Raw genomic sequence first — 13,027 nt, 5'->3', positions numbered from 1 at the left:
AGAGCCGCGAAGTACGCAGAGAATCAAAATCGAAATCTGATTGACGCAAAGGTTTGTCCTTTCCCGCAGCCCCGCCTGAGGCCAGCTCTCAGAGCGCGTCTAGGTGACGCACTCGACGAGAAACTGCATCCAGGGATGGTCGATGGCGTGGGCCAGCCACGGGCCGGCGGCGATGAGCAGCCCGGTGAGCGCCAGTAGCACGGCGGCCAGTCGGCGCAGGCCGGGCCGGTTGACCGCCGAGCGGAACTTCAGCATCAAAAGCCCGCTGCCAAGCAGCAGCGGCACGGTGCCGACGCCAAAGGCGACGATCATGGTGCTGGTGGCCAGGGGGTCGGCCAGCATGACGGCGGTGGCGACCACGGTATAGAGCAGGCCGCAGGGCAGAAAGCCCCACATCAGCCCCAGCCCGATGGCGTTATCGAACGAGCGCACCGGCAGAAACTTCGCGAAGACCGGCATCATCCGCCGGGTCAGCGGCGCGGCAATCTGGCCAGCCACGTCGCGAAAGCGGCCGGGCAGGGCGATGTAGATGGCCATCAGCACGATGATGCCCCCCAGCAGCCAGCGCATGATCTGTGGCGCGGCCTCGGGCATGGCGGCTGCCGGCAGCATGCCCAGGCCGGTGGCGAGCAGGCCGATGGCCAGATAGCTCGCGATACGCCCGACGTGGAAACCGATGGCCAGCGCTCCGCGGCCGGCAGGAATCTGGGCATGCAGCAGGCCGACGATGCCGCCACACATGCCCAGGCAGTGCGTCGACCCGAACAGGCCGGCCAACAGGCCGGTGAGCAGGGCAGTTTCAGCGTTCATGGCCCGACCAGTCTACGACCGCGACCGGCCGGAGTGGTGACGATAGGCAGAACGCCGTGACGCCGGCCGAGGACGGCCGGCGTCTGGAGGGAAAGCTCGGGCGCGTTATCGGCGCTGCGCCAGCGGGCCCGAAGCGACTCTTTTTCCGATCAGCCGCGTGTGCGCAGCACGCCGAAGCCCAGCAGTGCCAGCAGGCCGGTCAGGGTGATCAGCATCCAGGGCCCATTGACCGGCACCGAGATGGCCGGCGCGCCACCGTCACAGCTTCCGGGCACGGTTTCGGGATAGAACGGATCTTCGCTGAACAGAGCCGCGCTGCCGGTGGTGGGGCCGTCGTAGATAGTGACACCGACGCCGGGCGCGCCAACTCCGACCAGACCTTCGAAGGTCAGGGTTACGTTAACGGTCCGGGTTTCACCCACGGGCACTGAAACAACTTCGAAAGCCACTTCCGAGCTGTCGTCCCAGATGGAAAAACGGATTTGATCATTGCCGCCGCCGAGGTCATTGGTGCCCTCGATTTCGGCGGTGATGTTGATGGTGACAAAGGAGCAGTCCCCCGGGCCGCCGTCGGTTTCCGTGCCGGTGATGCTGACATTGCCGGCAACGGCGCGCGCCGACGGCGGCGGCGTGCCGCCCGTGTTGTTGGCCAAAGCGGTGCCGGCGAGCAGCAGGCCGCCCAAAATCGCGATCAGATATTTCATGGTGCATTCACTCCCTGAGAGTCGTTGATTTATTTGCATTGCAGCCAGCCGCGGGTCAGAACTGCCGGGCGCGGCGGGCTCTCATCAATAACGAGAATCCGCGCCGGAATCCGACACGTCTGGCAATAATGCGTGGACGGGATGGCGGCTGTCAATCAAAAATGAGAGCCGCATCGCACTCAGGGGGTGGTTTTGCTTTATGGCGTGCTATCTGCGCGCTGAGGTGGCGATCAATTCGTCCCGGATCCAGTGGATTTCCCGTGTGGATGCTTTCAATCTTCCCTTTGCGCTGCCTGTCCGCCCGTGGTGTCCGGACCTTCGGCCTGCTCTGCCGCATCGCCGTCGCGACGCGGGCTTCTGGCGCCGGGGCGGTCGTCCTCGTCGAGGATATCGAGCGCCGGGGTGTCGAGATCGTCGAACTGATCGTTGCGTACGGCCCAGAAAAAAGCGCCGATGGCCAGAATCATCAGCAGCACTGACAGCGGGATGAGGACGTAGATGATATTCATCGGGTTCAGGTGTGAAGTGTGAAGGGTCAGGGATTGGGGGCCGGGGTTGGTTGTTGGGGTGAGGGCTCCAGGGGCAGTCCGGGGCTGGGGTGGTTGTTGGGCAGGTGGCCGGCCCGGCGGCCGTTGGCGACCACGATCAGGCTCGATATCGACATGCCGATGGCAGCCGCCCAGGGGGGAACGAAACCGCAGGCGGCCAGCGGCAGGGCGAGTATGTTGTAGCCAAACGCCCAGGCCAGATTCTGACGGATCACGCCGACCACGCGCGGGGCCAGTTCGAAGACCTGGCTGGCGCGGCCCAGCGTTCGCCCGGTGATGACCAGGTCGGCCTGGGTGCGGGCGATGTCAGCACCTTCGGCGAGCGCCAGGGAAACATCGGCGCCGGCCAGTACGGGGGCGTCATTGATGCCGTCGCCCACCATGGCAACGCGCGCGCCTGCGGCCTGCAGGCGCTGCACCAGCTGGAGCTTGTCGGCCGGCTGCAGATCGCCCTCGAACTGCCGGATACCCAGGCGCCGGGCCATGCGCGCAACGTTCTCGGTGCGGTCGCCGGAGGCCAGCAGCACATGGATTCGGCGCGCCTTGAGCTGCTCGATGAGCTCGACAGCGCCTTCGCGCAGCGGGCTGTCGAGCCGTATCCATGCCAGCAGCCTGGACTGGTCGGCCAGTGCGATCCACTGTCCGTCTCCTGGCGCCGACAGATCCTGCCCCAGCCGCTGTGAAATCCAGGCGGGTTTGCCCAGCGCCAGCTCGTGGCCGTCCACCGTGCCCCGCACGCCGGCGGCTGTCACCGCTTCGGCCCGGGCCACGGCGCCGCCGTCGTCGTGGTCTTCGAAGGCCGTTGCCACCGGGTGGCGGCTGACCCGTTCCAGACGGCCGGCCAGACGGAGCGTGTGTTCATGATCCAGCTGGGGGTCGTCGATACGCACCTCGGCCACGCGCATTTCCGGCTGCGTGAGGGTGCCGGTCTTGTCGAGTACCACGTGGCTGATCCCCGGCAGCTTTTCCAGTACATTGCTGCCGGTGGTCAGCACCCCCAGGCGGGCAAATCCGCGCGCGGCCGAAGCCAGCGCCACCGGCGTGCCCAGGGCCAGGGCGCAGGGGCACGACACCACCAGTACGGAGATGACGATCGGCAGCATGCGCTGGGAGTCCAGCTGCCACCAGACCAGGGCAGTCGCCGCCGCGCCGCTGAGAACGAAGGCGACGAACCAGCCGGCGATGCGGTCGGCCACCTGCGCCAGGCGTGGCTTGTGGCCGCGAGCCTGTTCAAGCAGCTCGACGATGCCGGCAAGCACCGTGGACTGCCCGACTTCTCCGACCTCGACCACCAGCTGGCCGTCGCGCAGCAGCGAGCCGGCGAGTACCGACTCCCCCGCGCTGCGCCTGCGCGGGCTCGACTCGCCTGAAAGCAGGGATTCGTCGACCATGGCGCGGCCGTCCATGATGCGGCCGTCGGTCGGTATCGTTTCACCGGCGCTGACCTGAACGCGGTCGCCAGGCTCGAGTTCGACCAGGGCGACGGCTTCCGGGGCACCGTCCGGGTTCAGTCGGCGCGCCGCAGCCGGCAGCGAGCGTGCCAGCGCCGAATGCACGGATCCGGCGCGCTGGCGCGTCACCAGTACGGCGTAGCGCCCCAGCAGCAGAAAGAAGATGAACATCACCACCGAGTCGAAATACGCCTCGCCGGCATCGAGCAGCGTGGTGTAAATGCTGGCTGCGAGCGTCAGCAGCATGGCTGTGGCCACCGGTACGTCCATGCCCATGCTGCGGCGCCTGAGCGTGCGCCAGGCCGATTGATAGAAGATCCGCCCGGAGTACAACGCAATCGGAACGGCAACCACCATGCTGATGAGCTGAAAGAAGCGCTCACTGGTGGGATCGATGTCCTGGAAAGCGCCGATATAGCCGGCCAGGGCGTAACTCATGACCTGCATCATGCCCAGGCCGGCCACGACAATCGCCTTGAGGAGCTGTCGGCGCTCGGTTCGGTCGCGCAGTTCACCCGCCCGGGGCGAGTCCAGATGCGGTCGGTAGCCAAGCGCGGCCAGGCGCGTGGCCACTTGGCTCAGCGGCGTGCGTTCGGGGTCGAAGTGCAGGCGGGCGCGCCCGTCACCGATGTCGATCTGGATTTCGGCCACGCCGTCGAGCTCGCCGACAAAGCGCTTGATCAGCCAGCTGCAGGCCGCGCAGTGGACGTTCTCCAGCACCAGGGTGATCGTCGCCAGCCCCTTGCCGTCAGCGCGCGCATAGTGATGCCGGATGGCGTCACGGTCCCAGGCGCTGTAGTCGCCCGGGCGGTCGGCGGCGTCCGGGCGCTGGGGCAGGGCATCGCGAAAATCGTAATAGCGATCGAGGCCGGCCTGATCGATAAGAGTGGCCACGGCCTGGCAGCCGTGGCAGCACATCGGCCGTGGCTGGCCCGCAATGGTGGCCTGGAGGTCGACGCCGTGGGGCACCGGCTCACCGCAGTGCCAGCACGCCGCCGCAAGGCTCACAGCGGCTCCGGTTCGAGCCCGATCCGGCCGTTGACGGTGCCGGAGTAGCGCCCGGCAAGCCACCAGCTTTGCTGCAGGTCGCTGAGGATGACGCGAGCGCGCCCCGGCGGCGCCATACTGCCCAGCTCGGCCAGCCAGTGCCCGCTATCCACGCGGTGGGCGACCACAGAGATGTCGCGCTCGGCGTTGACCGGGTGCTGAAAGCGCAGCAGCAGCTGTTTCGGCAGCGCTTCGATCTGCAGCGCGTCGAGCACCAGTTCGGCCTGGTTATCGCTCACCAAAAGGCTCGCGCTCAGGCCGAGTTCGGTGGCCCGTGTGCTGCGCTCGCGCGTGTTGACCATCGTCTTGCCCAGCGGCTGGTAGTCGCCGGTCACCATCTGCGGGGCATTGTTGAGGCCGATGATCAGTACGCCGGTGCCCGAAGCCAGGCCCATTACCAGAATTGCCAGGATGAACCACACCCAGAACTCGCGGTACCAGGGGTGCGCTTCATTCGCGCTCACTTCAGGATTCATTCAGTTACTCCAGTGCACGAGCCGGGATGAAGAAGCGGGTTTCGGTCTGGTTGAGCACCGTGCCTTCTGCATCGCTGGTGATGATCATGATTTCATGCATGCCGGCGCGTGCGTTTTCAATTGGCAGGCCAACGGTCAGCGGCTGGTTGGCGACCTCCGACGGGGCGATATTCACCGGCGTGGTCGGCTCGATCACGCGCAGGCCGGTCATGGACTGGCCCTGTACCTCGATGCTGACGGCAAGGTCACGCTCGGTACGGTTGGACAGCTTGAGGGTGTAGGGGTTCTCCAGCGTCTGTTCGGTTACCCGGTGCAGCGCGGTGCGGTCGCGCAGCACGTCCACCAGCAGCGGCTCGCGGCCGGTGAGAACCAGGCCAACCAGCGCGGCAAGCGCCAGCAGTGCAGCCAGATAAATGAAGATACGCGGCCGGAAAATGCGGGTGGGCTTTCCGGTCATGGCGTTTTCGGTGGTGTATCGAATCAGCCCGCGGGGGTAACCCATGCGGTCCATAACGTCATCGCACACGTCAATGCATGCGGCACAGGCAATGCATTCGATCTGCAGGCCGTCGCGAATGTCGATGCCGGTCGGGCAGACCTGCACACAGCCCATGCAATCGATACAGTCGCCCAGGCCCAGCTCGGCCTGGTCGGCTGTCTTCTTGCGCGGGCCGCGTGGCTCTCCGCGGTTGACATCGTAGGAGATGACCAGCGAGTCATCGTCGAACATGGCCGACTGGAAGCGCGCATACGGGCACATGTACTTGCAGACCTGCTCGCGCAGGTAGCCGGCGTTGCCGTAGGTAGCAAAGGCATAGAAGAACAGCCAGAAGGTTTCCCAACCGCCCAGGTTGAACTCGAGCAGGCGCAGGCCGAGGTCGCGGATCGGAACGAAAAAGCCGACGAAGGTGAAACCGGTCCACAGGGCAAAGGTGATCCAGAGGAACTGCTTGGCTGACTTGCGGCCGATCTTTTCGCGGTTCCATGGGCCCTGGTCGAGCTTCATGCGCTTGTTGCGGCGGCCTTCGGTGATGCGCTCGAGCCACAGGAAGACTTCGGTCCAGACCGTCTGCGGGCAGGCGTAGCCGCACCACAGCCGCCCGGCCAGGGCGGTGAAGAAAAACAGCGTCAGCGCGGCCATGGCCAGCAGCAGCGCCAGAATGATCAGATCCTGCGGCCACAGCGTGAGGCCGAAGATGTGGAACTGACGGTTGACCAGATCGAACAGAACGACCTGCTGGCCGTTGATGCTGAACCAGGGCAACAGGTAATAGAGCCCCAGCAGCACCCACACGGCGATGACCCGCAGGCGGGCAAAGCGGCCCTTGATCTCGCGCGGGTAGACCTTGGCCTGCTTGACGTAGAGCGGAATGGTTTCCTGGCTTGCGCCGTTGCTCATTTATGCATCCTGCTGTTGAAACGACTGGCCGGCCGCAGCAGCAGCCAGGTGAACAGGCTCGAGCCCGCAGTGGCTCCCCAGAACAGGAAAAAGCCGATGGTGTAGCCGGTCATGCGACCGATTTCGAGCTCGGGGAAGGTCATGTCCCGCAGCGTCAGCGGGTCGACGATGGCGAAGAACACGATTGTGGCGATGCCGGCGGCGAAGAACGACGGCCAGAGAATGGCCCCCATGCGCTGGGCCAGGGGGCGCGGCGGAAAATCGATATCAACTCTGGTCATCGTCTTGCTGGCTCAGGCTGAGGACGTAGGCGGCAACCAGCCGGGTGCGGATGTCGCCCAGCAGCTCCTGCTGCGCCGGCATCACGCCGTTGCGGCCTTCGCGAATGGTTTCACGGATGGTGTCCAGGTCGCCGCCATAGGTATAGACGCCGGCGGTCAGGTCGGGTGCACCGAGATGAATGTTGCCGGTGCCGTCCGGGCCGTGGCAGGCGGCACAGTTCTGCTGGAACAGCTTTTTGCCGGCCGCGGCCATGGTGGCGTCGACGCGGTTGCCGGCCAGCTGTTGCGCATATACCGCAACCCGGGTCACGCCCTGTTCACCCAGGCTGTCCCCCAGGGGCGGCATGATCGCCTGACGGCCGGACTGAATCGTCTCCAGCACGCGCTCGGGGCTGCCGCCCCAGATCCAGTGCTGGTCGGTCAGGTTGGGGTAGCCCTCGGCGCCGCGGGCATCCGAGCCGTGGCAGGTCGAGCAATTGTGGGCAAAGACGTTGCGGCCGACACGCAAGGCTTCTGCATTGCCGGTCAGCTGCTCGACGGGTCGGGCGGCGAGCTCGGCAAAGCGGGCACGAAACGCTTCATCGGCGCGTGCCATCTCGGCCTGATACTGATTTTCCTGCGTCCAGCCCAGCGTGCCTTCGTAACGGCCCAGGCCCGGATACAGCACCAGATAACCCAGCGAGAAGATGACGCTGCCGTAAAACAGCCACAGCCACCAGCGCGGCATGGGGTTGTTGTACTCGCGCAGGTCCTCATCCCACACGTGCGTGGTGGTCTCGCCATGCTCGTCATGCGCTTGTGACTGCACGCGCGCGCGGCCGGTGGCGATAAACAACCACACCAGCCCGGCGGTGAAGCCCAGCGTGATGAGGACGACATACCAGTGCCAGAAGGCGCTCATGATGAATTCTCCTTGTCCTTGCGATCGTCAACCTTTTGGCGTTCTTCCTGCCTGCGCCGGTCGTCTTCCTCCAGCGGCAGGTTGGCCTGTTCGTCAAAGTCTTCCTTGCGCTTGATGAAGAACACCCAGATGACGATGGCCACAAAGGCGATCATGGCAATGGCCGTGATCAGTCCGCTGCTCATGAACCGCCTCCCTGCGTGGCTGCGTTGCCGTTGGCAGTGTGCTGGCCGGTCCATTCCGTGCCCAGCCCCTGCAGGTAGGCGATCACCGCTTCCAGCTCGGTGCGGCCGGCAACCTCATCCGCGGCGGCTTCGATCTGCTCGTCGCTGTAGGGGTGGCCCATGCGCTGAAGCACGCGCATGCGCTTCTGGATCGACTGCGGGTCGACGAAGCGCTCGGCCAGCCAGGAGTAGGCCGGCATGTTCGATTCGGGTACCACGGCACGCGGATTCAGCAGGTGCAGCTCGTGCCAGTCGTCGCTGTAGCGTCCGCCCACCCGGGCCAGGTCCGGGCCGGTTCTCTTGGAGCCCCACTGGAACGGGCGGTCATAGACGAACTCGCCGGCGACCGAATAGTGGCCGTAGCGCTCGGTTTCGGCCCGGAACGGACGAATCTGCTGGCTGTGGCAGTTGTAGCAGCCTTCCGAGACGTAGACATCACGGCCGGCCAGGCGCAGCGGGCTGTGGGGCTCAACGCCTTCGGCCGGCTCGACCACGGCGGCCTTGAACATCAGCGGGATGATCTCGACCAGGCCGCCGAAGCTGATGGCGACCACGATCAGGATGGCCATCAGGCCAATGTTCTTTTCGATCTTGTCATGCATGCTAGCCATGAATCATTTCTCTCCTGAGATCAGGCGTGTGCCGGTGCCTTGACCGGCACGTCCAGGTTGTCCGTTTCGCGCATCTGCCAGGTCTTCCAGATGTTGTAGAACATGATGAACATGCCCGAGAGGAAGACGAGTCCGCCCAGCAGGCGCAGCATGTAGTAAGGCTCGGTCTGCTGTAGCGCCTCCACGAAGGTGTAGGTCAGCGTGCCGTCATCGTTGAAGGTGCGCCACATCAGGCCCTGCATCACGCCGGCGATCCACATGGCGGTGATGTAGAGCACCGTGCCGATGGTGGAGACCCAGAAGTGCCACTCGATCAGGCGCGTGGAGTACATCCTGTCGACGCCGAAAACGCGCGGCGCCAGGCCGTAGATCGAGCCGATGGTGATCATGGCCACCCAGCCCAGCGCGCCGGCATGTACGTGACCAATGGTCCAGTCGGTGTAGTGCGACAGCGCGTTGACCGTCTTGATCGACATCATCGGCCCCTCGAAGGTCGACATGCCGTAGAAGCTCAGGGCGACGATCAGGAAGCGCAGGATGGGATCGGTTCGGAGTTTGTGCCAGGCGCCCGAGAGGGTCATGATGCCGTTGATCATGCCGCCCCAGCTGGGCGCAAACAGCATCAGTGAAAAGACCATGCCCAGCGACTGCACCCAGTTAGGCAGCGAGGTGTAGTGCAGGTGGTGTGGCCCGGCCCACATGTAGATCGCGATCAGTGACCAGAAGTGCACGATCGACAGGCGATAGGAATACACCGGCCGCCCGGCCTGCTTGGGCACAAAGTAGTACATCATGCCGAGAAAGCCGGCGGTCAGGAAAAAGCCCACCGCGTTGTGGCCGTACCACCACTGCACCATGGCATCGACCGTGCCGGAATAAATCGGATAGGAGTGCAGCCAGTCGGTGGGAACGGCCAGATTGTTGACAATGTGCAGCACCGCAATCGTCAGGATGTAGGCGCCGAAGAACCAGTTGGCCACGTAGATATGGCGCACCCGACGCTTGGCAATGGTGCCGAAGAACACCACGGCATAGGCCACCCACACCGCGGCGAGCAGAACCGCCACCGGCCAGATCAGTTCGGCGTACTCGCGGCTCATGGTGTAGCCCAGCGGCAGCGTGATCACCGCGCTGACGATGACGACCTGCCAGCCCCAGAACGTGAACGCCGCCAGGCTGTCGGAAAACAGTCGCGTGTGACAGGTGCGCTGGACGACGTAATAGCTGGTGGCAAAGAGTCCGGAGCCGCCAAAGGCGAAGATCACGGCATTGGTATGCAGCGGCCGCAGGCGGCCATAGCTCAGCCAGGGAATGCCGGCCCCGAGCTCGGGCCAGATCAGCTGCGCTGCGATGAGCACGCCGACGAGCATGCCCACGATGCCCCAGATCACCGTTGCCCAGGTGAACTGCCGGACAACGCGGTCGTTATAGGTGGTGGAATTCGCCATTAATGGATCCCTTCAATGGTTGGTCGATACTGAAAAATCGAGTGCTGCAAATTATCGTTAGTGAATGCGGCCGGATTCTTGACCAGAATCAATCCCCGACGCTTCCAGTCGGCCAGGCGGTATGATTGCCGGGATGAGTCCGATCTCCACTTTCCGCTGCCGCTTGCGCTCATGAGCCGACTCAGCGTCAATGACTGGCTGCTGACCGAATCGTTTCGTCATCTGGAAGAGCGTTGCGGTCGCCTGGCTGACCAGGCTGCCGTCGTGGTCGCTCGCGATCGCGGCGGCGACCTGGCGCAGCGCATCCGCGCGCGCGCTGCGGCTCTGGATCCGGCACCGGCCATCCGTGCCGACATTCTTCGTTTGCGCCGGGCCCTGGTCTGGCTGGGTGTTGGCATGGCCGGCCTCGGTGCCCTGGCCGGCGCGATCGCGGCGCGGGCCACGGTGGCCGAAAGTCGCGTCGATATCCTGCTCGCGGCGGCGGCGCTGTTGCTTGTTCCCACCCTGATGTTGTTGCTCTGGGCGGTCTTGATGGCTTGGGGTCACGGCCGCGCCGGCCCCCCCAGCCTGGCGGGCAGCGTTGCTGGTCGCGTGCTGCGGTGGCTGGCGCCAAGGCTGCTTGCTTCGCCGCATGCAGCCGATGTGATGGCGGCCTTCGCTTCGCTGCCGGGTACCGGCTGGGGACGCTGGGTGTTGAGTGCTGTCGGTCACGGATTCTGGCTCGGCTATGCCCTGGGCGCCTTTGGCGCTCTGGTCGTTTTCTTCTCGGTGGTTCAATATGAACTGATATGGGGGACGACGCTGCTCAGTGATCACAGCGTTGTTCAGCTGGTGCAGGGGTTGGCGGCCTGGCCGGAAATCCTTGGTTTCATGCCCGAGGCGGATGAAGCCTGGATTGTTGCCGGGCGTGAGGGTGCTGCCGAAGCTACCGCCAGGGCGGAGTGGGCGCGATTCCTTCTCGCCATGATCGCTGCGTGGGCTATTGTACCCCGCGCGTTTCTGTTTGGGGCTTCATTTGGCCTGGCCGTCGTGGCCGGCCGCAGAATGCATCTGGATACCACTCGCCCCGGCTATCTGCGCCTGGCGGGCGATCTGGCCGTGGTCGAGCGCCACGAGCCTGCAGCGAGCCGGCCGCTGCCGCCACACCGGGCGCGCGGGCCGCGACGCCAGAAATCCAATGCCCGCGGCATCCTGGCCGTGGCCGTGGAGCTCGAGCGCGAGGGTGCAACGGGCGCCGGCGTGGTGCCCGGCATCGACGTGATTGATCTGGGGCGCGCCGACGATCGCGCCGGGCGCCTCGCGGCGCTGGAAGCAGCGGCGGGGCGGCGCCGGCCGGCCGCGGCCGTGCTCGGCATCTGCTCGCTGCTGAGAACGCCGGATGCCGGCACCGGTGATTTTCTTGCGCGCCTGGCCGACACCGCTGATGCGCCGCTGTGGCTGGTGCTTGACGAAAACACCCGGCTCGAGGCCCGCGGCGGCGATGCGGCGGCGCGGCGTCGCGACTGGCAGACTCTGGCCGAGCGCGCCGGTGCCCGCGTGGTCATGATTGATCGTGAAGCGCCCGAAGCCGGAGAGCTGGCGCTTTTGCATCGGGCGCTGGGCGCCGAGAGCGAAAACTCGTGAGCAGCGGCCCGCTCAAGGTGGCCATTGTTGGCCATACCAATACCGGCAAGACGTCTCTGGTGCGTACGCTGACGCACGATCGCGATTTTGGTGAAGTCCGTGATGAGTCGGGCACCACCCGCCGGATTGCCAGGGGCGAGCTGGTGGCCGCTGACGGTGCGCGTATCCAGCTCAATGATTCGCCCGGCCTGGAAAATGCGCCGGCACTGCTTGACTGGCTCGATGGCGTGTCCGGCGAGCGTCACGATGGCCCGGCCCGCATTCGTCGATTTCTCGACGACAGCGATGCGGTCGAGCGCTTCGACCACGAAGCCCGGGTACTCGAGTTGATGCTCGCGATGGACGTGGCCCTGTACGTGATCGATGCCCGCGAGCCGGTACTGGAAAAGTATCAGGACGAGCTGGCTGTGCTCGGGCTGTGCGCCAGGCCCATCGTGGCGGTGCTCAATTTTACTGCCTCGGACAGCAGCCGTGAGGCGCAGTGGCGTGATGCTCTGGCCCGGGTTCGCCTGCATACCGTGTTGGCTTTCGATGCCGCCGTGCGTGACCCGGCGACCGAGCTCGCCTTGTTCGAGAAGCTCAAGAGCCAGCTCGATCATCACGCAGACGTGCTGTCAGCCTGGCTTGGCCACCGTCGCGCCGAAGAGCGGCAGCGCAGGCAGGCGGCGCTGGAGGCCATCGCCGCCATGCTGCTTGACGTGGCCGCCTGCGTGCGCGAGATCGAGGCCGGCAGTGAGACCGAGCGTCAGCAGGTCTGGCGCGAGCTGCGGGCAACCATTCACCGGCGCGAGCAGGCCTGTGTCGATACCCTGCTGGAGCTCTACCGTTTCGGACGCGAGGACTATGACGAAGCGGAGTTGCCCGTCAGCGACGGCCGCTGGCATGCTGATCCATTCGACCCCGAAACGCTGCGCCACTATGGCCTGAGGGCTTCGAGCCATGCCGCCGCCGGTGCCGGCGGCGGCGCGCTGGTCGATGTGGCCACCGGCGGGCTGTCGCTGGGTGCCGGCATGCTGGCCGGGGCCGCCCTGGGTGCCGGAACCGGCCTGGTCCGTTCGGCCGGCTCGCGCCTGATCGATCGCCTGCGCGGCCGGGAGCGCATCCAGGTCAGCGATGCCGTCGCCCGCCTGATGGTGGCGCGCTCGGTGGAGTTGCTCGCCGCGCTGATGCATCGCGGCCACGGCAGCCCCGACCGTATCCGCGCCCGGGTTGTGGCTGCTCTCGACAAGCGCCGCCTGCCGCGGGCCGTGCGTCGCGCACGGCACCATCCGGATTGGTCGGCGCTCAACGGCGGCGGCGTTTCGGGCAGCCGCTCGACGGCGCTGGCCGAGCTGGCCGCGGAACTGAATGATTCACTCGAGTCGCTGGCCTGGCCAAAAAGCGGCGCCTGACGCTGTCGCCGAACGCAGCACAAAAAGCGCTGGATTTTGCTCTCGTGTCCACGTATACTGGAAACGTGCCTACGGTAAATGGCGCGTGTGAATTCAGGTTGACCCCTCCCTAT

The 13,027-nt window shown here is 65.5% G+C and carries 13 protein-coding genes; 2 read left to right on the top strand and 11 right to left on the bottom strand.

Annotated elements, in window-relative coordinates:
- Positions 1 to 99: 99 nt before the first annotated feature.
- From ACEWQ0_RS11380 to ccoN, 11 genes are all read right to left on the bottom strand, one after another.
- A complete protein-coding gene (locus tag ACEWQ0_RS11380; RefSeq protein ID WP_476482803.1) occupies positions 100 to 810 on the bottom strand; it encodes a sulfite exporter TauE/SafE family protein in 711 nt (236 codons plus the stop codon).
- A 149-nt stretch (positions 811 to 959) separates the two neighbouring features.
- The gene (locus ACEWQ0_RS11375) at positions 960 to 1,514 is read right to left on the bottom strand and encodes a hypothetical protein (RefSeq protein ID WP_476485395.1); all 555 of its coding nucleotides are present in this window, start codon (positions 1,512 to 1,514) and stop codon (positions 960 to 962) included.
- Between the two features lie 272 nt (positions 1,515 to 1,786).
- Positions 1,787 to 2,023, bottom strand: a complete 237-nt coding sequence (ccoS, locus tag ACEWQ0_RS11370; protein ID WP_476485394.1) for a cbb3-type cytochrome oxidase assembly protein CcoS — start codon at positions 2,021 to 2,023, stop codon at positions 1,787 to 1,789.
- A 26-nt stretch (positions 2,024 to 2,049) separates the two neighbouring features.
- Entirely contained in the window at positions 2,050 to 4,521 is a 2,472-nt protein-coding gene (locus ACEWQ0_RS11365) for a heavy metal translocating P-type ATPase (RefSeq protein WP_476482800.1), read from the bottom strand.
- Positions 4,518 to 5,036, bottom strand: coding sequence for a FixH family protein (locus ACEWQ0_RS11360; protein ID WP_476482799.1), 519 nt, complete (start codon positions 5,034 to 5,036; stop codon positions 4,518 to 4,520). The genes ACEWQ0_RS11365 and ACEWQ0_RS11360 overlap by 4 nt, the downstream gene beginning before the upstream one ends.
- Before the next feature lie 4 nt (positions 5,037 to 5,040).
- Positions 5,041 to 6,435, bottom strand: a complete 1,395-nt coding sequence (ccoG, locus tag ACEWQ0_RS11355; protein ID WP_476485393.1) for a cytochrome c oxidase accessory protein CcoG — start codon at positions 6,433 to 6,435, stop codon at positions 5,041 to 5,043.
- Positions 6,432 to 6,716: a hypothetical protein gene (locus ACEWQ0_RS11350; protein ID WP_476482797.1), complete on the bottom strand. Its 285-nt coding sequence runs from the start codon at positions 6,714 to 6,716 to the stop codon at positions 6,432 to 6,434. Before ACEWQ0_RS11350 ends, ccoG begins: the two co-directional genes overlap by 4 nt.
- Entirely contained in the window at positions 6,703 to 7,617 is a 915-nt protein-coding gene (gene ccoP, locus ACEWQ0_RS11345; RefSeq protein WP_476482796.1) for a cytochrome-c oxidase, cbb3-type subunit III, read from the bottom strand. Before ccoP ends, ACEWQ0_RS11350 begins: the two co-directional genes overlap by 14 nt.
- Entirely contained in the window at positions 7,614 to 7,802 is a 189-nt protein-coding gene (locus tag ACEWQ0_RS11340) for a cbb3-type cytochrome oxidase subunit 3 (RefSeq protein ID WP_476482795.1), read from the bottom strand. Before ACEWQ0_RS11340 ends, ccoP begins: the two co-directional genes overlap by 4 nt.
- Entirely contained in the window at positions 7,799 to 8,452 is a 654-nt protein-coding gene (ccoO, locus tag ACEWQ0_RS11335; RefSeq protein ID WP_476485392.1) for a cytochrome-c oxidase, cbb3-type subunit II, read from the bottom strand. Before ccoO ends, ACEWQ0_RS11340 begins: the two co-directional genes overlap by 4 nt.
- 20 nt (positions 8,453 to 8,472) lie before the next feature.
- Entirely contained in the window at positions 8,473 to 9,900 is a 1,428-nt protein-coding gene (gene ccoN, locus ACEWQ0_RS11330) for a cytochrome-c oxidase, cbb3-type subunit I (RefSeq protein WP_476482793.1), read from the bottom strand.
- Between the two features lie 171 nt (positions 9,901 to 10,071).
- On the opposite strand from ccoN, the gene ACEWQ0_RS11325 reads away from it, so the two are divergent.
- Both ACEWQ0_RS11325 and ACEWQ0_RS11320 read left to right on the top strand, forming a co-directional pair.
- Positions 10,072 to 11,523 carry a DUF2868 domain-containing protein gene (locus tag ACEWQ0_RS11325; RefSeq protein WP_476485391.1) on the top strand — a complete coding sequence of 484 codons (1,452 nt, stop codon included), beginning with the start codon at positions 10,072 to 10,074 and terminating at the stop codon, positions 11,521 to 11,523.
- Positions 11,520 to 12,914, top strand: coding sequence for a GTPase/DUF3482 domain-containing protein (locus ACEWQ0_RS11320; protein ID WP_476482791.1), 1,395 nt, complete (start codon positions 11,520 to 11,522; stop codon positions 12,912 to 12,914). The genes ACEWQ0_RS11325 and ACEWQ0_RS11320 overlap by 4 nt, the downstream gene beginning before the upstream one ends.
- The last annotated feature ends 113 nt before the right edge of the window (positions 12,915 to 13,027 follow it).

The organism is Wenzhouxiangella sp. YN9 (genome assembly GCF_056324165.1).
The sequence above is the reverse complement of the archived record's forward strand: the minus strand, read 5'-3'. Positions and strand labels throughout refer to the sequence as shown.

Excerpts from the sequence above, each read along its gene's own strand:
- ACEWQ0_RS11325 (WP_476485391.1), top strand. The coding sequence starts at position 10,072 with ATGAGCCGACTCAGCGTCAATGACTGGCTGCTGACCGAATCGTTTCGT.
- ccoG (WP_476485393.1), bottom strand. The coding sequence starts at position 6,435 with ATGAGCAACGGCGCAAGCCAGGAAACCATTCCGCTCTACGTCAAGCAG.
- ACEWQ0_RS11340 (WP_476482795.1), bottom strand. The coding sequence starts at position 7,802 with ATGAGCAGCGGACTGATCACGGCCATTGCCATGATCGCCTTTGTGGCC.
- ACEWQ0_RS11380 (WP_476482803.1), bottom strand. The coding sequence starts at position 810 with ATGAACGCTGAAACTGCCCTGCTCACCGGCCTGTTGGCCGGCCTGTTC.
- ccoN (WP_476482793.1), bottom strand. The coding sequence starts at position 9,900 with ATGGCGAATTCCACCACCTATAACGACCGCGTTGTCCGGCAGTTCACC.
- ccoS (WP_476485394.1), bottom strand. The coding sequence starts at position 2,023 with ATGAATATCATCTACGTCCTCATCCCGCTGTCAGTGCTGCTGATGATT.
- ACEWQ0_RS11350 (WP_476482797.1), bottom strand. The coding sequence starts at position 6,716 with ATGACCAGAGTTGATATCGATTTTCCGCCGCGCCCCCTGGCCCAGCGC.
- ccoP (WP_476482796.1), bottom strand. The coding sequence starts at position 7,617 with ATGAGCGCCTTCTGGCACTGGTATGTCGTCCTCATCACGCTGGGCTTC.
- ACEWQ0_RS11375 (WP_476485395.1), bottom strand. The coding sequence starts at position 1,514 with ATGAAATATCTGATCGCGATTTTGGGCGGCCTGCTGCTCGCCGGCACC.
- ACEWQ0_RS11360 (WP_476482799.1), bottom strand. The coding sequence starts at position 5,036 with ATGAATCCTGAAGTGAGCGCGAATGAAGCGCACCCCTGGTACCGCGAG.
- ccoO (WP_476485392.1), bottom strand. The coding sequence starts at position 8,452 with ATGGCTAGCATGCATGACAAGATCGAAAAGAACATTGGCCTGATGGCC.